This is a genomic window from Kitasatospora sp. NPDC054795, from assembly GCF_053611565.1.
This window is the reverse complement of the sequence record NZ_JBSHAP010000066.1, coordinates 20,400-43,196: the sequence shown is the minus strand read 5'-3', so window position 1 is coordinate 43,196 and position 22,797 is coordinate 20,400. Positions and strand designations below refer to the sequence as shown.

The following is a 22,797-nucleotide window of genomic DNA, read 5'->3' as shown; positions in this document are numbered from 1 at the left end:
GACGGACGCCCAGCAGCGGGAGAACGAGCATGGCGAACGAGATCCGGGCGGAGCACGGTCCGCACGAGGATTACCCATCGGTGGACCTGCGGATGGACGTTCCGCACTCCGCCCGGGTCTACGACTACCTCATCGGCGGCAAGACCAACTTCGAGGCGGACCGGGTCGCGGCGGACGCCTCGGTGCAGGCCTGGCCGTCGCTGCCGATCTCGATGCGCACCACCCGCGACTTCATGCAGCGCTCGGTGCGCCGACTCGCCGAGCAGTACGGCGTGCGGCAGTTCCTCGACATCGGCACCGGCATCCCGACCTCGCCGAACCTGCACGAGATCGCCCAGGCGATCGCGCCCGGGGCCCGGGTCGGATACGTGGACAACGACCCGATCGTGCTGACCCACGCGCGGGCCCTGATGGACAGCACGCCCGAGGGCCGCACCTGTTACGTGGACGCCGACTTCCGCGACCCGGAGTCGATCATCAACAACCCCCGGCTGCGCGAGGTGCTCGACTTCTCGCAGCCGGTGGCGCTGTCGCTGATCGCGATCGTCCACTTCGTGCTGGACGAGGACGACCCGCAGGGCATCGTGCGCCGCTTCATGGACGCCCTGGCCCCCGGCAGCTTCCTCGCCCTGACGGTCTTCACGGGTGACACCGACCCAGTGGGCGTGGGTGGCGTCGGCCGCGAGTACAACGCGCGCGGCATCCCGCTCCAGATCCGCGACAAGGCCGAGGCCGAGGCGTTCTTCGAGGGCTACGAGCTGCTCGACCCGGGCGTCACGCTGGTGCACCACTGGCGGCCGGACGCCGACGCCCCGCCCGTCCGCGACCGGGACATCGCGATGTACGCGGGCGTGGCGGTCAAGCGCTGAGCTCCGGCTCCTCGTGATCGAGTGCCGAATCGTTTCTGCGACGGGCCCGGCCGGCCGGGCCCGTTCAAGCGGACACGGAGACCAGGCCCGCCTCGTAGGCCAGGATGACCAGCTGCACCCGGTCCCGGGCGTCGAGCTTGGCCAGCAGCCGTGTCATGTAGGTCTTGACGGTCGCGATGCTGAGCACCAGTTCGGCGGCGATCTCGGTGTTGGAAAGACCCCGGCCGACCAGGGTGAGGATCTCCCGCTCGCGCCCGGTGATCGCCGCCAGCCGCCGCTCGGCCGCCACCGCAGCAGCGGCGGCAGGGGCGTGCCCACCACCCCCGGGCCACTGCGGGCGGCCGGCGATGAACGCCCCGATCAGCCGCCTGGTGACGCCCGGCGCGATCAGCGCGTCCCCGGCGGCGACCACCCGCACCGCACCGAGGATGTCGTCCAGCGCCATGTCCTTGACCAGGAATCCGGACGCCCCCGCGTGCAGCGCCGCGTACACGTGCTCGTCCTCGTCGAAGGTGGTGAGCACCACCACCCGGGTCGGCCCGCCGTCGGCGGTCACCAACCGGGTGGCCTCGATGCCGTCCATGCCAGGCATCCGGATGTCCATCACCACGACGTCCGGCCGCAGTTCGGCGGCCAGCCGGACGGCCTCCGCCCCGGTACCCGCCTCGCCCACCACCTCGACGTCGTCCGTCTCCGCGATCACCATCTCCAGCGCGGCGCGCACCAACGGCTGGTCGTCCACCAGCACCACCCGGATCACGCGCCCGCCCCCTCGGCCGGGACCGGCCCGGAGACCGACACCGGCACGGGCAGCCGGGCGGCCACCCGGAATCCGCCGCCGGGCAGCGGCCCGGCCTCGAACTCCCCGCGCAGCAGGACGGCCCGCTCCCGCAGCCCGGCCAGCCCGAACCCGGCCCCGGGCGCCCGGCCCCGGCCCCGCCCCCGGTCGGTGACCTCGACGGACAGCTCCCCCGCCGTGCGGTGGTCCACCGCCACCACGCAGGCGTCCACGTCCGCGTGCCGCACCACGTTGGTGACCGATTCCTGGACGATCCGGAAGGCCGCCAGGTCGACCTCCGGCGGCAGCGGCCCCGGCTCGCCGTGCCGCCGGACCTCCACCCGCACCCCCGCCGCCGTGGTCGCCCCGGCCAGCCGGTCGAGGTCGGCCAGGCCCTGCGACAGCGTCGCCGAGGCCTCGCCGTCGGCCCGGCGCAGCGCGACCAGCATCCGGCGCAGCGCGGCCAGGGTCTCCCGCCCGGCGGCCTCGATCTCGCCCAGCGCCTGCGCGGCCCGCTCCGGCCGACGGTCGATCACCCGGCGGGCCGCACCGGCCTGGAGGGCGACGATGCCGAGGCTGTGCGCGACGGTGTCGTGCATCTCGCGGGCGATCCGCAGCCGTTCGGCGGTGACCGCCTCCTCGGCCGCCCGGGCGCTGAGCGCCTCGGCGTGCTCCCGGTTCTGCCGCACCGAACGGCCGACCAGCCAGGCGACCAGTGCGAGCAGCGCGGCGCCGTCGGCCGAGCCGATGTGGGTGCCGGTGAAGATGCCCACCGTGCTGCCGCGCACCAGGCCGATATGCAGCAACAGGAAGACCATGACCAGCGCGAACGCGGCCCGGGAGCTGCGCCGGGGCCGGTCGGCGGTGATCAGGCAGAGCGCGGTGTCCACGGCCAGCAGCGCACCGGGCGGCACCTGGACGCCGCCGGCCCAGCCGTCGGTCTCGGTGAACGCGGCGACCAGCAGCAGGGCGACCGAGAGCACCGGCAGCCGCCGCACCAGCGCCGCGCCCGCGAAGGCGAGCACCGTGTCGGCCAGGGTGAACGCCCAGCCGCCGTGCGCGGCGGCGCCGGGGTGCTGCGCGGCGTCGCCGCCGAGCCGTACGGCGGGGTAGCCGGCGGCCGCGCACCAGGCGAGACCGACCCAGACCTCGGGCGGGACGCGCCGGAACAGCGGCGGGGAAGGGGTCGAGGGCATGGTTCAAGATCGTAGCGACGGCCGCCGTACGCCGTCGTCCAACCCTGGTTGTACGACCGCGGGTGACCTGCGGTGTCGACGCCGGTCCGATGCGCCCGGCCGGTTCCCCCGGGCACCGTGGACCCCATGATCGAAGTCACCGAACTGACGAAGCGCTACGGCCGCGGCCGGCACGTCCGCACCGCCGTCGACCGCCTCTCCTTCACCGTCCGGCCGGGCCTGGTCACCGGCTTCCTCGGCCCCAACGGCGCCGGGAAGTCGACCACCCTGCGACTGGTCCTCGGCCTGGGCGACCCCAGCTCCGGCACCGCCACCGTCGACGGCCGCCCGTTCCGCGGCAGGCCGCGCGGCCTGCGGCACGCCGGTGCGCTGCTCGACGCGGGCGACGCGCACGGCGGGCGCACCGGCCGGGCCCACCTGCGGGCGCTGGCCCGCGCCAACGCGATCCCGGCCGCGCGGGTCGAGCAGGTGCTGGAGGAGGTCGGGCTCGCCGCGGCGGCCGGGCGCCGGATCGGCGGCTACTCGCTGGGGATGCGCCAGCGCCTGGGCATCGCCGGTGCGCTGCTCGGCGACCCGCCGGTGCTGCTGTTCGACGAGCCGCTGAACGGGCTGGACCCGGAGGGCGTGCTCTGGGTGCGCGGACTGTTCCGGCGGCTCGCGGACGAGGGCCGCACGGTCTTCGTCTCCAGCCACATGATGGCCGAGATGGAGCACACCGCCGACCACCTGGTGGTGATCGGACGCGGCCGGCTGCTCGCCGACGAGAGCCTCACCGGGTTCGCCGCCCGGACCGGCCGGGCCGCCGTCACCGTCCGCTCCGCCGAACCCGACCGGCTGGCGGCCGTGTTGACGGCGGCCGGCGCGGCCGTGCGGCCCGGACCGGACGGCACCCTCGCGGTGAGCGGCCTGGACGCCACCCGGATCGGCGAACTCGCCCTGGAAGAGCGCCTGTTGCTGCACGCCCTGACCACCCGGGGCGCCTCCCTGGAGGAGGCGTTCATGGACCTGACCGCCGACAGCGTCGAATACCTCGCCGGAGAGCCCCGATGAACACCCTGCCCACCCGCACCGCCACCGAGCCCACCGGCGCCGCCGCCCTGCCCACCCGCGCCGCCACCGAGCCGCGCGCCCGCTTCGGCGACCTGCTGGCCGCCGAGTGGATCAAGCTCTGGTCACTGCGCTCGATCCCCTGGGTGCTCGGCCTCGGCGCCCTGGCGAGCATCGCCGCCAACCTCAAGTCCGCGGTGTACACCCGCGACCACTGGACGCCGGGCGACGGCGATCCGGCGGTCATGGCGCAGACCGCGCTGAACGACGCCTTCAACCTGGCCTCCGCCGACATCCTGATGCTGGTCGCGGGCGGCCTCGGCGCGATCGTCATCGCGGGCGAGTACGCGACCGGGCTGATCCGCACCACCCTGGCGGCCGTGCCCGACCGCCGGGCGGTGATCCTCGCCAAGGCCTGCGTGCTGGCCGCCGTGCTGTTCGGCTACGGGGTGCTCACCGTCGGCGTCTCCTTCGGCGGGAGCCAGGCGATCCTGGCCGGGACCGGCATCGGACAGTCCGTCACCGACCCGGCCGCGCTGCGGTACGTCGCGGCGGCGGTGCTGTTCGGCCCGGTCTGCGCGCTGGTCGGGCTCGGCCTCGGCACCCTGATCCGGCACAGCGCGGGCGCCGTGGTGGGCACCGTCGTGGTGCTGTTCTTCCTTCCCTCGCTGGTCACCGAGCGCTACCGCTGGAGCGCCGACCTGCTGCACGCCCTGCCGATGCCCGCCTGGCAGCGGCTGGCCCGGACCACCCTGGCGGGAATGCGCCCGTCCGAGTACCCGGCCACCGTCACGGGCGCCTGGGTCACCTTCGCCGTGTGGTCGCTGGCCTCGGCGGCCGTCGCCGCGGCCGCGGTCCACCGCCGGGACCACTGACGGCCGGGAGGGCGCCCGGAGCGGAAGGCCCGCAGCGAGGAGCCCCGCAGGGGAGAGGCCCACAGCGGAGAACCCCGCACCGGAAGGCCCCGAGCGGGGGCGCTCAGAACGCCGCGATGCTCCCCGGCGCCCGCTCGGCCCGGCTGAGCGCCCGCAGCACCGCCGCCCGGCCGTGCCGCCGGGCGGCCAGCCGGGTCAGCAGGATGACGACGGACTCGAAGGCCTCCGGCGGGAGTTCGGGGCCCGGCACTCCGACGCTGACCGCCAGGTCGTCGCCGTGGACGGCCAGTTCCATCGTCCGGGTGGCCAGCAGGTCGTCCAGGGTGAGCGACCACGGGCCCCAGAACGGCAGCCGGACCGGCCGGGTGCCGTCCGCCGCCGCGAGCGTGCCCGCGAGCTCCGGCAGCACGGCGGCCAGCCGACGGTGCAGCGCGGCCGGACCGTCGGCCGCGAAGGCCTCGCTGCCCTGCCGGATCCGCACGTTGACGTCCGCGTCGAGCGCGGCACCGACCCAGGCCGAGCGGGCGTAGTGCTCCAGCAGGCCGACCACCGGCTCGGCCGGCACGGCGGCGGCCAGCAGCTCCGGCAGGCAGAGGACCTGGTAGGCCAGGTGCCCGGCCAGCCCGCCGACGCTCCACCGCGCCAGCGCGCTCGGCCGCTGCCAGGCCCCGGCCACCTCCGGGCGGCGCAGGAGTTCCTCGGCCGTACCGGCGGCGGCCAGGAAGTCCCTCCGGGCGCCCGTCACGGCCCGTTCCCCACCCGCGGCCCGGCGGCCCGGAAGCCGCCCCGGCCCGAGGCCATGTCGGCGACCGCCACCAGCAGCGCCGTCAGCACCAGCCCGGCCGCCACCGTCACGCCCAGCTGGAAGGCCAGCGCCCAGTCCGGGCGGGGACCGGCCGCGTGGGCGAAGAACACCGAGCCGACGACGGCGATGCCCACCGCCGAGCCGACCCGCTGCGCGGTCTGCATCACCCCGCCCGCGCTGCCCGCCCGGGCCACCGGCACCTGCTGGAGGGTCAGCGTCTGGTTCGGGGCGATCACCAGCCCGCTGCCCGCCCCGGCGACCAGCAGCGGCAGCGCCGTCGTCCAGCCCACCCGGGGCCCCGACCACAGCTGCACCGCCAGCGCCGAGGCCAGCAGCCCGGCCAGCACCAGCACCAGTCCGGCCACCACCAGCCGCCGCCCCAGCCGGCTCACCAGGCGCCCGCCCACCGCCGCGGACACCCCCGAGCCGACCGCGAACGGCGTGATCGCCAGGCCCGCCGTCAGCGCCGAGTAGTGCAGGCCCGCCTGGAGGTAGAGCGTGAAGATGAAGAAGATCGCGGTGAACCCGGCGAAGTACACCAGCGACAGCAGCGTGCCCGCCGCGTACGGCCGCACCGCGAACAGCGCCATGCTCACCAGCGGTTCGCGCCGCCGCCCGTAGTACAGTTCCCAGCCGACGAAGGCCGCGAGCAGCACCGCCGCCAGCGGCAGCAGCAGCCAGCGGGCCGAGCCGTGCCACTGCTGCGCCTGGACGAACGGCAGCAGCAGTGCGACCGTCCCGGCGCCGAGCAGCAGCACGCCGACCGGGTCGAAGTCCCGGTGCCCGGCCCGCTGGTCGGCGGGCGGGGGCGCCGGGAGCAGCCGGCGGGCGATCGGCAGCAGGGCGACGCCGATCGGCAGGTTGACCAGGAACACCCAGCGCCAGCCGTCCTGCGGGCCGACCAGGTGGATCAGCAGCCCGCCGAGCAGCGGCCCCATCGCGGTGGACAGCCCGATGGTGGCGCCGAGCGCGCCGAAGGCCCGGCCGCGCTCGGCGCCCTGGAACAGCACCTGGATGAAGCCGGACACCTGCGGCACCAGCACCCCGCCGGCCGCGCCCTGGAACAGCCGGGCCAGCACCAGCCACTCCTGGCTCTGCGCCGCCCCGGCGAGCGCGCTGGCCACGGTGAACAGTGCCAGCCCGGCGAGGAAGACGGCCCGTCGGCTGCGCGCGTCGCCGAGCCGCCCGGCGGGCACCAGCACCAGTCCGAAGGCCAGCGCGTAGCCGCTGAGCACCCACTGCAGGCCGCTGTCGGACATGTGCAGCCCGGCCCGTACCGTCGGCAGGGCGACGTTGACGATGCTGACGTCCAGCAGGGTCATGAAGCCGGCGACCAGGCAGACGGTGAGCGCCCGCCAGCGCCGGGTGGCGGCCCGGGCGCCCACGGCGGTGGAGCCGGGCCGGGGCGGGTGCACGCTGCTGCGCGGGGGGTCGGCGTTCATGGGGAGCCTCTTCCCGGGGCCGGGGCGTCCGGGTCGGTGGATGATCGCCGATCGGCTTCGTTGGCCCGTCGTCGGTCGGCTTCGTTGGCCCGTCGTCGGTCGGCTTCGTTCGGCCCATCGTCGCCCGGGCCTCCCGGAGCCGCCACCCGGGCCACCGCTCGGGCAGGCACTCGGGTCGCCGCCCGGGACGCCGCCGCCCGTCCCCACCCGAACGGCCGAACGGGATCGCGACCGCCGCCCGCACCCCGGAGGCTGACGGCATGACCGTCGCCACCGAGACCCCGCCCTCCGCCCCTCCGGTGCTGGACGTCCGGCAGCGGAACGTCGTCTTCGCCACCATCGTGCTCGGCATGCTGCTGGCCGCCCTCGACCAGACCATCGTCGGCACCGCCCTGCCCACCATCGTCGCGGACCTCGGCGGGGCCGCGCACATGTCCTGGGTGGTGACGTCCTACCTCCTCGGCCAGGCCGCGCAGAGCCCCCAGGGCCTGCACCAGCTGCCCGCCGACCAGGCCGCGCCGATCGTCCAGGCCTACTCCGACGCCCTGCACACCGTGTACCTGTGGACCATCCCGGTGGCCGTGGCCGGCTTCGTGGTGGCGCTCTTCCTCAAACAGGTGCAGCTGCGCGACACCGCCCGGGCGGGCTCCACCGACATGGGCGAGGCCTTCGCCCAGCCGACCACCGCCGACTCCGACCCGCACCTGGAGTACTCGGTCTGCCGGATCGTGCGCGGGGTGGACCTCGACGCCGTCCGGACGATCGTCGCCGGCGCCGGCGCCCGGGTGGACCTGGCCGGGGCCTGGGCGCTGATGGAGGTGGCCGGCCACACCAGGGCCGTCGGCCACGCCTCGCTCGACCTCATCGCCGCCCGCAAGCGGGTGCCGCCCGAGGTCCTGGAGCCGGTCTTCGACCGGATGGCCGCCGAGGGCTACCTCCTGCGCGAGGGCGACGCCCTCTCCCCCACCGAGGCCGGCACCCACGAGGTCCGCACCCTCGCCCACGCCTGGTCCGACTGGCTCAACGCCCGCCTCGACGCCGACGCCGGCCGCCCCCGCAGCCCCCAACTGCGCGCCGCCGCCGACGCCATCGCCTGGCGCCTCCTGGTCGAGGACCTCACCAACGGCCTCCCCGCCCACGCCCGCCCCAAGGACGACGCCAAGGTCTGACGAGCGGCTACAGGCGGGTGGTGTCGAGGTCGAGGTCGAAGGGCGCCGGAAGGCGCACGGGCGCGCCGAACGGGTACGGGCCGCTCTCCGCGGCGTAACCGAGCCGGGTGGGCTCGCTGTACAGGGTGCAGCTGCGGTTCTGGCCGTCGACCAAGAGGTAGAGCGGAGCGGTGTCCGGGTCCGGCAATCTCGACCTGCCGGGCAGCGAGAACTGGTGCATCCCGGACCTGGCTGTCGTGCCGGCCGAGCTCGCGCTGAAGCGACCCCGAGCGGGCACTGAAGTACGCGATCCGGCCGCTGACGGTGCTGTAGTCACCGGGGACCTGGGGTGCCGTACTCACAACGCGTCTCCTTCCGTCGTGCGATTCTCCCCCGGATCATGCGGCCGCCTCGCTCGTCGACCGACATTGGACGCGCACTGACCGTTCGCGCTCGCAACAAGACCGGTTCGCAGAGCATTCCGCCTCCCCGCCCGGGAGCGGGCGGGGAGGCGGTCGGTGGGGTCAGCGGGAGACTTCCGCCGGGATCGGGGCGGGGGCGGTGCGGCGGGAGGAGAAGGCGATCACGGCGAGGCTGGCGACGGCGAGGGCGGTCACCGCCGAGAGCATCACGGTGTAGGAGGCCAGGGAGGAGAGCGCCGCGAGCACGGCGGGCAGCAGGAAGCCGGAGTAGCAGAGGGCGTAGTAGACGCCGGTGATGCCGGCCAGGTCGTCGGGGGTGACGAGGCGCTGGATCTCCAGCAGCCCGGAGACGACGCCGATGCCGTAGGCGGCGCCGAGGAGGACCGCCCCGCCGAGGCCGAGCAGCGGGGAGCGCACCGCCGCGTCGCCTGCGCAGACGGCCATGCCGCAGGCCATGAGCACCATGGAGACGACGACGCCGCGCGCCGAGTCCAGCGAGTCCAGGCGCTTGGCGAGGGGCTGGACCAGGGCGCCGGTGCCGAGGGTGAGGACGGTCAGCAGGGTCGCGTAGGCCAGCGACCAGTCGCCGAGCCGGTCGCCGACCAGCTGCGGGGTCACCGCGTACGCGACGCCGGCCGAGCCGAACACCCACGGGGCCATCGGCAGGACCACCCGCAGGAAGCGCCGGTGCCCGGCCGCCGGGACCTTGAGGTCGGCCCAGAGGCTGCGGACGGCGGCCGAGCGGGCCCGGGTCTCGACGGCCTTCGGGAGCAGGAACAGCGCGGGCAGGGTGACCAGCAGGTGGGCGAGGTACGGGGTGACCATCGGCCAGGGGCCCCACTGGGCGAGCGCGCCGGCCACGCCGGCGCCGAGGCCGAAGCCGACGGTGAGGGCGAGGGAGGCACGGCGGGCGCCGGCGCCCTGGTCGGCGGCCGGGTCGTGCGGGGCCTGGGAGAGCTCCTTGACCCAGCTGGTACCGACGGCCATCGCGATGCCGACGGCTGTGCCGGTGAGGAACCGACCGGCGTAGATGGGGAGTTCGCCCGTGACGCCGCCGCACAGCACACCGCTGGCGGCGAGCGAGGCGACGACCGCGCCGATCATCAGCGGACGGCGCCCATAGCGGTCCGAGGCCGCGCCGCCGACCAGCAGCCCGGGGACCAGCCCGAGGACGTAGGCCCCCAGGAAGGCGTCGACGGTGACCTCGGAGTAGCCGCCGAGGTGGCGGTACATCAGCAGCAGCGGGGTGAACTGGTTGCCGCCCCAGCCGCAGCAGAGCATGGCCAGGGCCGCGACCAGCCAGGGCCTCCCCCGACCGGCGGGCGCGACGGGACCGGCGGACGGTGGCCGGGTGGTGCTCATGGTGGTGCTGCTCCTTGTCGGATGGTGGTCCCGGCGGTCCGTCGGGGTGTGCGGCCGTCGCCGCGCGGGAGAAGAGAGGGAGGAGTGGCTCAGCGGTGCGCGTCCAGGTGGGCGCGCAGCGCCTCGGTGAAGCCGGCGGCGTCGCGGGCCGCGATGCGCTCGACCAGCGCGGTGTGCTCCTCGACCAGCGCGGCCAGCCGCTGCGGCCGCCCCTCCGGCCGCACCTGGAGCAACTGCACGGCCATCCGCCGCTGGCGGTCGCGCAGCGTCTCGTAGAAGCGCTCGGCGAGCGCGTTGCCGGAGGCCGTCACGATGCCCCGGTGGAAGGCCTCGTCGGCGTCGGCGAAGGCGCCGAGGTCGGCCCGGTGGGCGGGTTCGCGCTGCTGGTCGATCAGGTCGGTCAGCTGCCGCAGCAGGTCGTCGAGCGGCTCGGCGCGGCGGGTGATCCGGCGTACCGCGGTGCTCTCCAGTGCCTCGCGCAGCTCCAGCACGTCCTCGGCCTCGCCGGGGCCGACCGGCACCACGACGGCTCCGCGCTTGGGGAAGAGCTGGAGCAGTCCTTCGGCCTGGAGCCGCAGGAACGCCTCCCGGACCGGGGTGCGGCTGAGCGAGGTGCGCTCGGCGATCTCACCCTCGCTGATCAGCGTCCCGCCGGGGAGGCCGCCGCCGAGGATGAGGTCCTTGGTCAGTTCGTACGCGCGGTCGGCGGCCGGGACTCGGTCGGCGGCCGGGACTCGGGCGGGGACCGGGACGCGGGCGGGAGGCGGGGTGTCGGCCATGGACCACACCGTAACACCATAGATGCAAGCTTAGATGCAAGGCCCCGGACAGGGCCGCCCGCGGGACGGAGCATCGGTTTCCGTACTGCTCAGGGCCGGAAGAATGCGCTTTCTCACCCCCTCCGCAGGACCGAGGATGGGCGGGGCCAACCAGCTCCTCGGGAGGAAGCCGTGTCCCCTGTGTCGCCAGCCCTGTCACCCGTCGACCCGGGCCTGCTGCCGCTCACCGCCGAGTTCCGCCCCGACGGCCTGTCCGTCGGCGGGGTGCTCCTGGACGAGGCGGCCCGCCGGTACGGCACGCCGCTGTTCGTCTACGACGAGGAGCACCTGCGCCGCCGCTGCCGCGAGGCGGTGGCCGCCTTCGGCCGGGGCAACGTCGCCTACGCCTCCAAGGCCTTCCTGTGCACCGCGATGGCCCGCCTGGCCGCCGAGGAGGGCCTGCTGCTGGACGTCGCCTCCGGCGGCGAACTGCGCACCGCCCTGTACGCCGGGGTCGCCCCGGACCGGATCGTGCTGCACGGCAACAACAAGGACGAGGCCGAGCTGCGCACCGCGCTGACCGTCGGTCTGCGCCACATCGTGGTGGACAGCTTCGACGAACTGGACCGGATCGAGCGGCTGCACCACGAGGAGGGCCTGCCCCCGGCCCGGATCCAGCTGCGGGTGGCGCCCGGAGTCGCGGCCGGCGCCCACCAGGCGATCCGGACCGGCGGCCACGACTCCAAGTTCGGCTTCGGCCTGGCCGGCGGCGCCGCCGCGGCCGCGGTGCGCCGGGCCGGGGCCTGCGCCGCCGTACGGCTGGAGGGCGTCCACGCCCACGTCGGGTCCCAGGTGCTGGACCCGGCCGAGCTGGCCGACGGCGCCGCCGCGGTGGCCCGGTTCGCGGTGGAGCACGGCCTGCGCCGGCTGACCGTCGGCGGCGGCCTGGGCGTGGCGTACCTGGGCGGGCAGAGCGCCCCCTCCTTCGCGGACTGGGCCGAGCGGGTCCGCGCGGCGGTGCGCGGCGCCGGCTGGAACGGCCCGGTGGGCGTCGAGCCCGGCCGGTCGATAGCTGCCCGGGCCGGGCTGACCCTGTACCGGGTCGGCACCGTCAAGCGGATCGAGGGCGTGCGCACCTACGTCAGCGTGGACGGCGGGATGAGCGACAACCTGCGCCCCGCCCTGTACGGCGCCCGCTACGAGGCCTTCCTGCCGCGCTGCCCCGAGGCGCCCCGCCCGTGGCGCGCCCGGCTGGTCGGCAAGCACTGCGAGAGCGGCGACGTGATCATCGACGACGCCGCGCTCCCCGCCGACCTCCGGGTCGGCGACCTGCTGGCCACCCCGGTGACCGGCGCCTACGGCTACGCCATGGCGTCCAACTACAACAAGCTGCCGCGGCCCGCCGTGGTCTTCGTCCGCGACGGCGAGGCCCGCGTGGTGGTGCGCCGGGAGACCGAGCACGACCTGCTCCGGCTGGACACCGCCGCCGACGGGACGGCGCGACCGACCGGGGAACCGGCGGCCGCCCTCCCGGCGCACACGGCCTAACCTGGGCCGATGCTGAACAGCGCCCGACTGCACGTCCTCCTGGAGATCGCCCGCCGGGGCACCATCGTGGCCGCGGCACAGGCCCTGCACCTGAGCCCGTCCGCCATCTCGCACCAGCTCGCCCGTCTGGAGCAGGAGCTGGGTGTCGCGCTGGTGGAACGGGCCCCGCAGTCCCTGCGCCTGACGCCCGCGGGTGTCCGGCTGGCCGAGCACGCCCAGGCGATCGCCGATCTGATGGCCGTCGCCCAGGACGACCTGCGGGCGCACGCCCAGGCCGCGGCCGGCGTCCTGCGGATCGGCTTCTTCGCCTCCGCCGGACTGGACCTGCTGCCCCGGGCGCTGGCCGCCTTCGCCGCCGGGCACCCGCAGGTGGAGCTGGAACTCATCATGGGCCAGCCGCACGAGCTGGTCCCGGACCTGGAGGCCGGCCGGCTGGACGCGGCCGTCGTCTTCGAGCACCCGCTGGACCCGTGGTGCCGCCGGGCGGCGGTGGACGTGCGGATGTACTTCGACGAGCCGCAGCTGGTCGTGGTGCCGCTGCGGCACCGGCTCGGGCGGCGCTCGGTGGTGCGGCTGGCCGAGCTGGAGGGCGAGAGCTGGATCGGCACCCACGGCGGCAGCACCGGCGAGCCGGTGCTCGAACGCGCCTGCGCCGCCGAGGGGTTCCGCCCCCGGGTGCGCTGCCGCAGCGACCACTACCAGGTGACCATCAACCTCGCACGGGCCGGCATGGGCGTCGCGCTGATCCCGGCGCTCGGCCTGGCCGACAGCGCCGGGGTGCACGTGTGCCGGCTGGACCATCCGCAGCTGTACCGCCGGATCGGGGTGGCCACCCGGCCCACCAACCGCAATCCGGTACTGCGCGCCTTCCTCGCCGAACTCGGCTCCGCCGCCGGGGAGATCAGGTCGCTGCTGGACATGCGGTGGGGCGCCTGACCTCCCCCACGGCGCTGTACGGTTCCCGGCTCTGTGCGGCGGGCCGCGGCTGTGCCATGCTGCACCGGCCAGCACCGTCCTCCGAGGGGGAACCCCGTGATCCGCCGGATCTCCGCACTCCTGGTCGCCGCCGCGGCCCTGCTGTCCGTCGCGGCGACGGCGGCGACGACCCACGACCGGCACGCCTCGACCTCCGTCGTCGCCGAGGAGGCCGAGGACTCCACCGCGGGCGGACACACGCCGAACCGCTCGGAGCCGACCGGCCGTTGAGCCCACCGGCCGGCCGGCCGGCTCAGGCGGGTCGGCTCAGGACGGCCGGTTCAGGCGGGTCGCTGGGCCCAGGCCGCGAGGGCGCGGCCGACGTCCCGGATGGCGTGCACGGCGGCCCGTTCGGTGCTGGGCCCGAGCGCCACGTCCCAGTGCGCGACGACCGCGTAGGCCACCCGGCGGGCGCCCACGATGACGCCCGCGTCGGCCCGTACCCCGGTGTCCGTGCCGGTCTTGTTGGCGACCAGCAGGCGGCCGGGCAGCGGTGCGGGAAAGCCGGGGGCGAACGGGTCGTGGTCGATCAGCGCGGGCACCAGGCCGTGGTCGGTGTTGGCGCGCATCCAGCCGAGCAGCCGGGCCGAGGCGGCCGGGCCTGCCATCGTGCCCCGGACCGCGAGGGCCACCAGCCGGGCCAGGTCGCGGGCGGTTCCGGTGGCGAAGACCGGCGGAACGTCCGGCCCGCGCTCGTCGCGCACCCGGTCGTGCAGGGTGAGCCGTTCCAGTCCGAGCTCGCGCGCCAGCCGGGCGGTGGCCGGCAGGCCGACCAGCCGCAGCAGGGCGTTGGTGGCGGTGTTGTCGCTGACCGCGGCGGTCAGCCAGGCCAGGTCCTCCACCGTCCAGTCGGGGCGGCTCAGCCGGCCGAGCAGGCCGGTGCCGCCGGTGACGTCCTCGGGGAGGATCTCCACCGGCTGTCCGGCCGTCAGTTCCCCGGATTCCAGCCGCCGGGCGACCTCGGCGAGCAGCAGCAGCTTGGAGGCGCTGGCGACGGGCAGGACGACGGTGTCGTCCACCCCGACCGCGCCGGCGTCGACTCCACCGTCCGCCTCGGCGGCGTCCACGTCGACGGCGGCCACCGCGAGGGTCAGCGGCAGGGCCGCGGAGCTGCGCGCGGCGGCGGCCACCTGGGCGAGGCTCATCGGACCCGCACCACCTCTCCGGCCCGGGTCGCGGTCGGCCGGCCGCCGCGCACCGCGACCCGCCCGGCCACCACGACGGTCTCCACGCCCACCGGCGGCAGCAGCGGCCGCTCGAAGGTCGCGCCGTCCAGGACGGCCGCCGGGTCGAGCACCACCAGGTCCGCGACGGCGCCGTCCCGAACCACGCCGCGCCCGGCCAGCCGGAACCGTTCGGCGGGCAGGCCGGTCATCTTGTGCACCGCGAGCTCCAGCGGCAGCAGCCCCTGTTCGCGCCCGTAGTGGCCGAGCACCCGGGCGAAGCTGCCCGCCCAGCGGGGGTGCGGGCGGCCGGGTTTGGGCACCCCGTCCGAGCCGATCATCGACAGCGGGCTGGCCAGCACCCGGCGGACGTCGTCCTCGCGCATCGAGTGGCTGATGATGGTCACCTCGCCCTGCGCCTCCAGCAGCAGGTCGCAGACGAGGTCCACCGGGTCGGCGCCGCGCTCGGCGGCCAGGTCGGCGATCCGGCGGCCCTCGGCCGTCCGGCGGGCGGGCGCGGCGGCCACCGAGATCAGGTCCCAGCCGCCGTTGCCGACGGTGTTCTCCCAGCCCTCGACGCCGTGCGCGATGTCCGCCCGGATCCGGTCCCGCACCTCCTTGCTGCGCAGCCGCTCCAGCAGCGCGGCCGGCCCGCCCTCGCTGGTCCACGGCGGCAGCATGGCGTGCAGCACGGTGCTGCCGGCGGTGTACGGGTAGACGTCGCAGAGCACGTCCACGCCCTCGGCGCGGGCCTGCTCCAGGCGCGGCAGGGTCCGCAGGGTGGCGCCCCAGGCGTGCCGCCCGGCGGTCTTGTGGTGGGAGACCTGGAGCGGGGCGCCGGAGCGCACCGCGATCTCCAGCGCCTCCTCCAGCGCCTTCTCCACCTGGGACATCTCGTCGCGCAGGTGCGTCACGTACGGCTTGCCGTGCCGCGCGGCGACCTTCGCCAGGGCCACGATCTCCTCGGTGTCCGCGTAGACGCCGGGCGGGTAGATCAGCCCGGTGGAGAGTCCGGCCGCGCCCTGGGTCAGCGCCCGGTCGAGCAGCCCGCACATGGCGGCCAGCTCCTGGCCGGTGGGCGGGCGGTCCTCGAAGCCCATCACTCCGGCGCGCAGCGTGCCGTGGCCGACCAGCGAGGCGATGTGGTTGCGGCGCAGTTCGGGCCGCTGGCCGGCGGCGAAGGCGTCGAAGTCCTCGGCTGGCAGCACCGGTCCGAGGCCGAAGGAGACCCGCAGGTGCTCGGCCAGTTCGGGCAGCCGCCCGGGCAGCGCCGGGAACAGGCTGATCCCGCAGTTGCCGCTGATCTCGGTGGTGACGCCCTGGAGCAGCGGGGCCAGCCGCAGTTCGTCCAGGGCGTCGCCGTCGGTGTGGGTGCCGCCGCCGAAGGGGGCGGCGAGCGCGTCCGAGTGGGTGTGGACGTCGATGAAGCCGGGGGTGACGACCCGCCCGGTGACGTCCAGGGTCTCGGCCGCGGTCACGGCGGTGCCGGGCGGCAGTACGGTGACCCGGCCGTCGGCGACGGCGAGGTCGGCCGGGCGGGCGGGCGCCCCGGTGCCGTCCACCAGGGTGGCGCCGCGCAGCAGCAGGTCGACCGGGGTCGTGGTCACGTCCGCTCCCATCAGTCCCATCGCTCCCATCAGAGCACCGTCGAGAGGAAGGCCCGGGTGCGGTCGTGCCGCGGGGCGGTGAACACCTCGGCCGGGCTGCCGGCCTCCACGACGGCACCCTGGTCCATGAAGACGACCCGGTCGGCGACCTCGCGGGCGAAGCCCATCTCGTGGGTGACGACGATCATCGTCATGCCGCTGCGGGCGAGGTCGCGCATCACCCCGAGCACTTCGCCGACCAGCTCCGGGTCGAGCGCGGAGGTGGGCTCGTCGAAGAGCATCAGGGTCGGCTCCATGGCCAGCGCCCGGGCGATCGCCACCCGCTGCTGCTGGCCGCCGGAGAGCTGGGCCGGGTAGTGGTCGGCGCGGTCGGCCAGGCCGACCCGGGCGAGCAGTTCGCGGGCCCGGCGCTCGGCCTCCCCGCGGGGGCGGCCCTTGACCGCGATCGGGCCCTCCATGACGTTCTGGAGCGCGGTGCGGTGCGGGAAGAGGTGGAAGCGCTGGAAGACCATGCCGATCCGCTCGCGCTGGTGGCGGATGTCGCGCGGCCGGCGCTCGCGCAGCCTGCTGCCGGAGGCGCCGTACGGCTCGTAGCCGACCGGTTCGCCGTCCACCTCGATCCGCCCGGCGTCGATCTTCTCCAGGTGGTTGAAGCAGCGCAGCAGGGTGGACTTGCCGGAGCCGGAGGGGCCGATCACGCAGAGCACCTCCCCCGCCCGGACCTCCAGGTCGATGCCGCGCAGCACCTCCAGGTCCCCGAACCGCTTGCGCACCTTCCGGGCCGACAGGACCACCTCGGCGGCCGGCTTCCCCAGGTCCGTGGTCGTCACTTGACCTCCCCCTTCTTCACGCGCTTTCCCGCTCCGCCGCGCCCCGGGCGCAGGTTGGCCAGCACCCGGCGGTGCAGCGCCGGCGGGGCGCCGGCCGGGTTGAACCTCCGCTCCACCGCGTGCTGGGCGACGCTCGCGACGGTGGTGAGAACCAGGTACCAGATGGACGCGACGATCAGCAGCGCGATCACCTCGAAGTTGGCGAGGTAGAGGTGCTGAGAGACGGTCATCAGGTCGGCGCCGGCGATGACGGAGACCAGCGAGGTGGTCTTCAGCATCGAGATGAACTGGTTGCCGAACGGCGGGATGATCACCCGCATCGCCTGCGGCAGCACCACCCGGGTGAGGATCTGCCGGTTGGACATGCCCAGCGAGGCGCCCGCCTCGCGCTGCCCGGGGTCGACGCTCTGGATGCCGGCCCGGACGATCTCGGACATGTAGGCGCCCTCGTTGATCGACAGGCCGAGCAGCGCCGCCACGAAGCCGGTGATCAGGGTGTTGGACTGCCAGCTGACCAGCTTGGGCCCGTCGAACGGGATGCCGATGCTGATCTCCGGGAAGAGCAGCGCCAGGTTGAACCAGAAGATCAGCTGTACCAGCAGCGGGGTGCCGCGGAAGAACCAGGTGTACGCGCCGGCGGTGGTCCGCAGCACCGGGCTGTCGGACAGCTGCATCACCGCGGCCACCACGCCGATGACGATGCCCACCACCTGGGAGATCAGGGTGAGTTGGACCGTCACCCAGAGCCCTTCCAGGATCACGCCGTCGAACTGGTACTTGGCGACGATGTCCCAGTGCAGATTGGGGTTGACGATGACGGTCCAGGCGAGCCAGACGGCGACGAAGGCGGCAGCCAGCACGGCGAACCAGCGTGCCGGGCGGGGCCGGCCGGTCACTTCGAAGGCCAGGTCGTCGTCGACGGGGCCCGCGGCGGCCGTTCGGGGTGCCGGGGCGGGCGTCGCGGGGGCGGCGGGGATCGCGGGCTCGGCGGGGATCGCGGGCTCGGCGGGCGTCGCGGGGTCGGCGGGGATCCCGGGGTCTCTCATGTCGGTGCTCATCTCGTCGGTGCCGCCGTTCTCACTGCGCCGCGTTGACGGTGGCGCGCTCCACCGCGCTGCCGCCGACCTGGTAGGCGTCCAGCACCTTGCGGTACTCACCGCTCTCGATCAGCTCCTGGAGCGCCTTCTGCACCGCGTCGCGCAGCCCGGCGTCCTTCTTCGCGACCGCGATGCCCCACGGCGCCGTGCCGTACTGCTCCGGCAGCACCTCGTAGGAGCCGCTGTTCTGCACGAACATCTGCGCCACCGGGTAGTCCACGATCGTGGCGACGGCCCGCTCGCTGTCCAGCTGGAGCAGCCCGGTCGGGGCGTCCTCGCTCTGCGAGATCGCCATCCTGGTGGCGCACTTGGCGTTCTGCTGCTCGCCGATCTCCAGGTTGGAGCTGCCCTTGGCGAGGACCACCTTCTTGCCGCAGAGGTCCTCGATGGACTTGATGCCCTCGGGGTTGCCCTTCTTCGTCATGATCACGCCGCCGGTGCGGAAGTAGTCGACGAAGTCGACGGCCTGGCGGCGCTGCGCGCTGTCCGTCATGGAGGACATCACCAGGTCGTAGCGGCCTGCCTGGAGGCCGGGGATCAGGCCGTCGAAGGAGGAGTTGGCGAGCTCCAGCTTCAGCCCGAGCCTCCCGGCGACGGCGGCGGCGAGGTCCGGGTCGACCCCGGTCAGCTCGGTGGTGCCGGTCTTGTACATCTCCATCGGCGGGTAGCCGACGGAGGTGGCCACTCTGAGGACGCCGCTCTGCTTGTTCTTCGCCGGGAGCAGCTCGGCGGCGCTCTTCCCGGAGTTCTGTCCGGCCTGCGCCGCGCCGGCGGCCGGGGAGCCGCCCTGGTCGGAGCGCCCGCAGGCGGTGGCGGCCAGGACGACCAGGGACAGTGCGGCCAGACAGCGCAGGGAACGGGGGCGGTTCATCGGCTACTCCCTCGGGCGGTGACGGTGCGCCGATGCTGGCAGCCGGGTCCGGGTGAACGGAAGATGATGAAGCTATTGCTGCCTCACCAACGATTTTTGTACGGCTGACCGCCCTGTCCTGCGGACTTCCGGCCGTGCCCGGCCGTGCCCGACCGGCCGGGTCAGCCGTCAGCCGTCAGCCGTCAGCCGGTCAGCCACGGCGCCTCGGGCAGCTTGGCGTCCGCCTGTCGTCCGGTGAGCTCGACGGTGGTGGGGGTGCCCAGTCCCGGCATCCGCATCGTCACCCGGCGCAGCCCGCCGTCGCCGTCGACCCAGTAGGTCAGCGGCGATCGGGCGCCGTCGGGCGCGGAGCCCTGGGCGCGCGGACCGGCGAAGCGGTCGTAGCCCTTGCCGTCGATCCGCTCCCGGCCCAGCCAGCGGGCCCCGGACTGGGCGAGCAGCAGCGGGTTGTCGGGGCGGTCCGCGCCGAGCTGGACCAGCAGGTTCAGTCCGGCGTCGAGCGGGTCCGCCGTGTAGGTCCGCGGCGACCAGCCCTGGCGTGGGATGCGCTCGGCCTGCTCCCAGGCCGGGGCATCGGTGGCGGGGGCGGTGGCGGTGTCGGTGCCGGCCCGGTCGGGGGCCAGCCCGAGGCCGCCGGTGTCCCAGACGATCAGGCCGTGGTCCAGCTGTCCGCTCGCGCCGGTGGTCCGGTAGCGGCCGACCCCCCGGTGGTTGCGGTAGTCGACGACCCCGTCGACCCGGATGGTGACGCCCCCGCCCTCCTCGGCCGTGAGCGTCACCGCCACCGGGCTCGCCTGGTAGAGGTTCAGGCGCGACAGGGCGAGCCGGCCGGCCTCGTCGGTGGTCACCGGGCGTTCGACGGCCTCGTCGGAGGCTGTCCGGTAGACGGCCACGCCGCCCGCCGCGGCGCCGCACACCACGATCGCGATCAGGGCCTTGAGCCAGTGGGACCGCCGTGGTCCGCGGCCTTCGGCCTTCGTCCTGCGGGACATGCAGCCGCTCCCTTTCCTCGGTCGGACACGACAGTCGGGCGGGCCCGGGGGACCAACGGTCCCACGAACCCGCCCGATCGGGCCCGCTGCCGGGCCCCCTTCACGTACCCCGCGCGAGGCTAGCCGCGCCGGGCGGCCTTGCGCCTGCGGGCCATCAGCACCGTGGCGGTGCCGAGGGCGATCAGCGCCGCCGCGCTGGTCAACACGATCGGCATCCCTTCACCCGCACCGGTGTTGGGCAGGTGCCCGGACACCGGGGGCACCGGGGCCGGGGGCACCGGAGCCGCCGACGTCGGTGCCGGGGTCGGCGTCTCGGTCGGGGTGGGCGTCGGGGTCGGCGTCGGAGTGGGGATCAGCTTGTTGACGGCCGTCACCTCCACACCGGCGTCGAGGTTGGCCGAGGTGAGCTTCAGCGGGCCGAAGACGGTGACCTCCGGCGCCGCGTAGCCGTCCGGCGGGCTCAGCTCCTGCCAGTAGTACGTCCCCGGCACCCCGGTGCCCTGGCAGATGCCGTCGGCCCCGGTCGTGCAGGGCTCGCCGACCTTGGTGTCGGTCTTGGCGTCGGGCTTGTCGCCGGTCGGCTGGAGCCCGTCGGTCCCGTTGGTCTCGTGCCACAGCTGGAACTTGGCGCCGGCCAGCGGCTTGCCGTCCTGGTCGTGCTTGACCAGGCGCAGCGCACCCTCCTGCAGCCGGAAGCCGAAGTCGTAGGTGTGGTCGTTCTCGCCGGGGCCGCCGGTGGTCAGCGCCCGCTCCGGGAACCTGCCGTCCTTCGGAACGATGCCCTTGGAGTCGATGAAGTGGTTGTCACCGACGTCGTGGTCGGTCGGCACCCACTGGAAGAGGGGGCCGTCCTTGGCGTAGTCCGCCGGGTTGTCCAGCTTGATCGTGTACTTGGTCCTCGGCTTGAGGCCGCCCTCGACGTTGCTGTCGTCGAAGTAGTACTCGCCGCGCTTGGTCGTCTTGGTCGTACCGACGAGCTTCCCCGACTCGTCGTACAGGTGGACGGTGGCACCGGGCACCGGCTTCTGGCCCGGCAGTTGGAGGCCGCTGCGCTCGGGGTCGTACCAGACCCGGTTGCCGATCTGGAGCGGCGCCTGGTCGCAGAGCACCTCCAGGTCGCCCATCGCGGCGCCCTTGCCGAACGGCGGGATGCCCGGGCCCGTGTTGAGCCGCACGCCGCCGTCCGCCTTGCCGTCGCGCTTCTGGAAGGCGCTGCCGTAACCGAAGGCCTGGCTGTCGCTGTCGTAGCCCGAGGCCACGATGGAGTCCTCGACCTTCGAGAACGCCATCCCGGCGTTGGCGGGGTTGTTGTGGCCGATCCGGGCGTTGTCGAAGAACCGCTGGCCCCGGGTCTTGGACCCGCAACCCAGGTTGGTGTCCAGCACGTACGTGCCGTTCTCCAGGCAGGCCTTGAGGAGGTCACCGCCGGGCAGCACCTTGGACATCGCGCTGCCCGTCGGACTGGCCGCTGACTGGTCGCCGAAGCGGTCCCGGAAGGCGAGCAGCATCGAGCCGTCGGTCTCGAAGGCGATCTCGGCCACCGCCGGCTCGGGGTTGGCCAGGTAGTTGGCCCCGCAGGCCTGGCCGTTCTGGGTGGTCGGGAAGGTGTCCTGCCACGGGAACCAGCTCGTGCCCGGGCACGGGCCGCCGACCGTGGTGCCGCGCGGGTAGTCGAGCGGCTGGTTCAGCACGGCCGGCTTGAACGCGCCGGTGGACAGGTCGAACGGCAGCACCACGGCGCGCAGGTCCGAGGCCTTGCCGGTGGACTCGCCCGAGCAGACGCCACCGAGGAAGCCGGTGCCGTCCTGGATGCCGAGGCCGTACGGACGCCAGTCCCCCGGCGCCGGGCAGCCCGGGTCCGGGATGGCGTAGGCGGCCTTGGGCGTGGCCGCCGTCGCCGCGGTGGCGTCGTAGCGGTAGAGCTTGCGGTCGTGCAGGTTGACGACGAACAGGTCCTTGCCGTCGTCGGTGATCTTGATGCCGCCGAGGCTCTCCTTGCCGACCGCGGCCAGGAATCCGTCGTCGTTGCCCGGGCTGTGCGGGGTGGTGCCCGCGTCCGGGACGGTGGCGAACAGCGTGGTCTTCTTCGTCGCCCAGTCGGTGACGTAGATCCCGCCCGGGCCGCCGGAACCGTAGCCGGTGGTCCGCTTGGCCTGGGCCGAGGAGAACACCCGCCGGTCGGCCTTGTTCCAGGCGATGCCGTAGAGGTTGCCGGTCTGCCCGGCCGTGGCCACGTCGGTCAGGGTGAAGCCGGTACCGGCCGTTCCGCGGGATTCGTACGGGAAGGACACCAGCGTGTGCTGGGCGTCCCCGTCCTGGGGCGGGTTCTGACAGGTCGACACCAGCGGCGCGTTCTTCTGGCAGTAGTCACCCGGGCTCCAGAGCCCCGTGGTGATCTCCACCTTCTTGCCGCCGGAGAGGTCGACGAACTCCTCGTTGGAGCTCAGCTTGTTCGCCCCGCCGTCCAGGCCCTCGCGGGAGGCGAAGGCCGGATAGAGCACGCCCGGCTTCGGATTCACCACCTGGACCCGGTACTTGCCGCCGGTCAGCTTGCTCGCGGCCGGTGCCAGCGTCACCGTGCCGTCCGCCGCGGTGGTGCCCTCGACGGAGGCCCCGGCCTCGTCGGTGAGCGTCACCTTCACGCCCGCCATGCCCGATTCCAGCCCGGGCGTCCACACACCGTCGGTGTCCACGGCCCGGATCACATGGACCGCCACCGTGCCGTCGCCGGTCTGGGGGAAGGCCGGAGGGGCCGCCGCCAGGGACCAGGAACCGGCCAGGACGGCCAGCGTCACCGCGCCGCCCGCGGTGCGAAGGCCCGCGGCACGGCGGCCGGGTGGGCCCGTCCGCCGCCCGCCGGTGCCGCGCGCGGCACCGGCGGTTCGTTCACTCGTCGTCGTCATCCCTGCTCTCATCGTGAAGTTGGGCCTGCCGCCCGATCCCGGGAACGAGCATCCGGGAGTGGCGGAAAGCCGCCATTGTTAACGGGAGCTTAAAGGGACTTCGCATAAG

General features: G+C 74.5%; 20 protein-coding genes and 1 pseudogene. 8 read left to right on the top strand and 13 right to left on the bottom strand.

Features of this window, described 5'->3' with window-relative positions; translation table 11 throughout:
* The first annotated feature begins 29 nt into the window (after positions 1–29).
* Positions 30–869 (top strand): SAM-dependent methyltransferase, encoded by an 840-nt coding sequence (locus ACWGJO_RS23530; RefSeq protein WP_452186539.1) that lies wholly within the window; start codon positions 30–32, stop codon positions 867–869.
* A 64-nt stretch (positions 870–933) separates the two neighbouring features.
* On the opposite strand, the gene ACWGJO_RS23525 is transcribed toward ACWGJO_RS23530, so the two are convergent.
* Both ACWGJO_RS23525 and ACWGJO_RS23520 read right to left on the bottom strand, forming a co-directional pair.
* Positions 934–1,575, bottom strand: coding sequence for a response regulator (locus ACWGJO_RS23525; RefSeq protein WP_401053574.1), 642 nt, complete (start codon positions 1,573–1,575; stop codon positions 934–936).
* 50 nt (positions 1,576–1,625) lie between these two features.
* Positions 1,626–2,843, bottom strand: coding sequence for a sensor histidine kinase (locus tag ACWGJO_RS23520; protein ID WP_452186537.1), 1,218 nt, complete (start codon positions 2,841–2,843; stop codon positions 1,626–1,628).
* A gap of 126 nt (positions 2,844–2,969) precedes the next feature.
* Between ACWGJO_RS23520 and ACWGJO_RS23515 the strand changes: the two genes are divergently transcribed.
* Positions 2,970–3,893 carry an ATP-binding cassette domain-containing protein gene (locus ACWGJO_RS23515; protein ID WP_452186536.1) on the top strand — a complete coding sequence of 308 codons (924 nt, stop codon included), beginning with the start codon at positions 2,970–2,972 and terminating at the stop codon, positions 3,891–3,893.
* Complete coding sequence (locus ACWGJO_RS23510; RefSeq protein WP_452186534.1) at positions 3,890–4,765, top strand: ABC transporter permease subunit; 876 nt, start codon at positions 3,890–3,892, stop codon at positions 4,763–4,765. Before ACWGJO_RS23515 ends, ACWGJO_RS23510 begins: the two co-directional genes overlap by 4 nt.
* A 103-nt stretch (positions 4,766–4,868) precedes the next feature.
* Here the strand turns inward: ACWGJO_RS23510 and ACWGJO_RS23505 are convergent, their stop codons facing one another.
* Together ACWGJO_RS23505 and ACWGJO_RS23500 are read right to left on the bottom strand one after the other, a co-directional pair.
* Positions 4,869–5,510 carry a maleylpyruvate isomerase N-terminal domain-containing protein gene (locus tag ACWGJO_RS23505; RefSeq protein ID WP_452186533.1) on the bottom strand — a complete coding sequence of 214 codons (642 nt, stop codon included), beginning with the start codon at positions 5,508–5,510 and terminating at the stop codon, positions 4,869–4,871.
* Positions 5,507–7,012, bottom strand: a complete 1,506-nt coding sequence (locus ACWGJO_RS23500; protein WP_452186531.1) for an MFS transporter — start codon at positions 7,010–7,012, stop codon at positions 5,507–5,509. The genes ACWGJO_RS23505 and ACWGJO_RS23500 overlap by 4 nt, the downstream gene beginning before the upstream one ends.
* 260 nt (positions 7,013–7,272) lie before the next feature.
* Here ACWGJO_RS23500 and ACWGJO_RS23495 point away from each other — a divergent pair, with 260 nt between their 5' ends.
* Both ACWGJO_RS23495 and ACWGJO_RS23490 read left to right on the top strand, forming a co-directional pair.
* Complete coding sequence (locus ACWGJO_RS23495; protein ID WP_452186529.1) at positions 7,273–8,181, top strand: hypothetical protein; 909 nt, start codon at positions 7,273–7,275, stop codon at positions 8,179–8,181.
* A gap of 164 nt (positions 8,182–8,345) precedes the next feature.
* Positions 8,346–8,435, top strand: a pseudogene (locus tag ACWGJO_RS23490) (Uma2 family endonuclease); the annotation flags it as partial.
* A 249-nt stretch (positions 8,436–8,684) separates the two neighbouring features.
* Here ACWGJO_RS23490 and ACWGJO_RS23485 read toward each other — a convergent pair.
* A complete protein-coding gene (locus ACWGJO_RS23485) occupies positions 8,685–9,944 on the bottom strand; it encodes an MFS transporter (protein WP_452186527.1) in 1,260 nt (419 codons plus the stop codon).
* An 89-nt stretch (positions 9,945–10,033) separates the two neighbouring features.
* Positions 10,034–10,723 (bottom strand): GntR family transcriptional regulator, encoded by a 690-nt coding sequence (locus ACWGJO_RS23480; protein WP_452186525.1) that lies wholly within the window; start codon positions 10,721–10,723, stop codon positions 10,034–10,036.
* Between the two features lie 180 nt (positions 10,724–10,903).
* On the opposite strand from ACWGJO_RS23480, the gene lysA reads away from it, so the two are divergent.
* The 3 genes from lysA (at position 10,904) to ACWGJO_RS23465 (ending at position 13,456) form a co-directional block, all read left to right on the top strand.
* Entirely contained in the window at positions 10,904–12,250 is a 1,347-nt protein-coding gene (lysA, locus tag ACWGJO_RS23475) for a diaminopimelate decarboxylase (RefSeq protein ID WP_452186523.1), read from the top strand.
* A gap of 9 nt (positions 12,251–12,259) precedes the next feature.
* Complete coding sequence (locus ACWGJO_RS23470) at positions 12,260–13,186, top strand: LysR family transcriptional regulator (protein WP_387693523.1); 927 nt, start codon at positions 12,260–12,262, stop codon at positions 13,184–13,186.
* 96 nt (positions 13,187–13,282) lie between these two features.
* Positions 13,283–13,456, top strand: a complete 174-nt coding sequence (locus tag ACWGJO_RS23465; protein ID WP_387693522.1) for a hypothetical protein — start codon at positions 13,283–13,285, stop codon at positions 13,454–13,456.
* A 50-nt stretch (positions 13,457–13,506) separates the two neighbouring features.
* On the opposite strand, the gene ACWGJO_RS23460 is transcribed toward ACWGJO_RS23465, so the two are convergent.
* From ACWGJO_RS23460 to ACWGJO_RS23430, 7 genes are all read right to left on the bottom strand, one after another.
* Positions 13,507–14,370, bottom strand: a complete 864-nt coding sequence (locus ACWGJO_RS23460; RefSeq protein WP_452186520.1) for a serine hydrolase — start codon at positions 14,368–14,370, stop codon at positions 13,507–13,509.
* Entirely contained in the window at positions 14,367–15,995 is a 1,629-nt protein-coding gene (locus tag ACWGJO_RS23455) for an N-acyl-D-amino-acid deacylase family protein (protein ID WP_452186518.1), read from the bottom strand. Before ACWGJO_RS23455 ends, ACWGJO_RS23460 begins: the two co-directional genes overlap by 4 nt.
* A gap of 29 nt (positions 15,996–16,024) precedes the next feature.
* A complete protein-coding gene (locus ACWGJO_RS23450; protein ID WP_387693519.1) occupies positions 16,025–16,825 on the bottom strand; it encodes an amino acid ABC transporter ATP-binding protein in 801 nt (266 codons plus the stop codon).
* Positions 16,822–17,871, bottom strand: a complete 1,050-nt coding sequence (locus tag ACWGJO_RS23445) for an amino acid ABC transporter permease (RefSeq protein ID WP_452186516.1) — start codon at positions 17,869–17,871, stop codon at positions 16,822–16,824. The genes ACWGJO_RS23450 and ACWGJO_RS23445 overlap by 4 nt, the downstream gene beginning before the upstream one ends.
* Positions 17,872–17,902: 31 nt before the next feature.
* Positions 17,903–18,793, bottom strand: coding sequence for an ABC transporter substrate-binding protein (locus tag ACWGJO_RS23440; protein WP_452186514.1), 891 nt, complete (start codon positions 18,791–18,793; stop codon positions 17,903–17,905).
* Between the two features lie 182 nt (positions 18,794–18,975).
* Positions 18,976–19,785: a hypothetical protein gene (locus ACWGJO_RS23435; protein ID WP_452186513.1), complete on the bottom strand. Its 810-nt coding sequence runs from the start codon at positions 19,783–19,785 to the stop codon at positions 18,976–18,978.
* A 119-nt stretch (positions 19,786–19,904) separates the two neighbouring features.
* A complete protein-coding gene (locus tag ACWGJO_RS23430) occupies positions 19,905–22,688 on the bottom strand; it encodes an SdrD B-like domain-containing protein (RefSeq protein WP_452186511.1) in 2,784 nt (927 codons plus the stop codon).
* Positions 22,689–22,797: the final 109 nt, after the last annotated feature.

Bases quoted from the DNA above. Each gene is read 5' to 3' on its own strand.
- ACWGJO_RS23435 (WP_452186513.1), bottom strand. From the start codon at position 19,785: ATGTCCCGCAGGACGAAGGCCGAAGGCCGCGGACCACGGCGGTCCCAC.
- ACWGJO_RS23470 (WP_387693523.1), top strand. From the start codon at position 12,260: ATGCTGAACAGCGCCCGACTGCACGTCCTCCTGGAGATCGCCCGCCGG.
- ACWGJO_RS23515 (WP_452186536.1), top strand. From the start codon at position 2,970: ATGATCGAAGTCACCGAACTGACGAAGCGCTACGGCCGCGGCCGGCAC.
- ACWGJO_RS23430 (WP_452186511.1), bottom strand. From the start codon at position 22,688: ATGACGACGACGAGTGAACGAACCGCCGGTGCCGCGCGCGGCACCGGC.
- ACWGJO_RS23485 (WP_452186527.1), bottom strand. From the start codon at position 9,944: ATGAGCACCACCCGGCCACCGTCCGCCGGTCCCGTCGCGCCCGCCGGT.
- ACWGJO_RS23445 (WP_452186516.1), bottom strand. From the start codon at position 17,871: ATGAGAGACCCCGGGATCCCCGCCGACCCCGCGACGCCCGCCGAGCCC.
- ACWGJO_RS23460 (WP_452186520.1), bottom strand. From the start codon at position 14,370: ATGAGCCTCGCCCAGGTGGCCGCCGCCGCGCGCAGCTCCGCGGCCCTG.
- ACWGJO_RS23530 (WP_452186539.1), top strand. From the start codon at position 30: ATGGCGAACGAGATCCGGGCGGAGCACGGTCCGCACGAGGATTACCCA.
- ACWGJO_RS23440 (WP_452186514.1), bottom strand. From the start codon at position 18,793: ATGAACCGCCCCCGTTCCCTGCGCTGTCTGGCCGCACTGTCCCTGGTC.
- ACWGJO_RS23520 (WP_452186537.1), bottom strand. From the start codon at position 2,843: ATGCCCTCGACCCCTTCCCCGCCGCTGTTCCGGCGCGTCCCGCCCGAG.
- ACWGJO_RS23480 (WP_452186525.1), bottom strand. From the start codon at position 10,723: ATGGCCGACACCCCGCCTCCCGCCCGCGTCCCGGTCCCCGCCCGAGTC.
- ACWGJO_RS23500 (WP_452186531.1), bottom strand. From the start codon at position 7,012: ATGAACGCCGACCCCCCGCGCAGCAGCGTGCACCCGCCCCGGCCCGGC.
- ACWGJO_RS23495 (WP_452186529.1), top strand. From the start codon at position 7,273: ATGACCGTCGCCACCGAGACCCCGCCCTCCGCCCCTCCGGTGCTGGAC.
- ACWGJO_RS23510 (WP_452186534.1), top strand. From the start codon at position 3,890: ATGAACACCCTGCCCACCCGCACCGCCACCGAGCCCACCGGCGCCGCC.
- ACWGJO_RS23525 (WP_401053574.1), bottom strand. From the start codon at position 1,575: ATGGTGATCGCGGAGACGGACGACGTCGAGGTGGTGGGCGAGGCGGGT.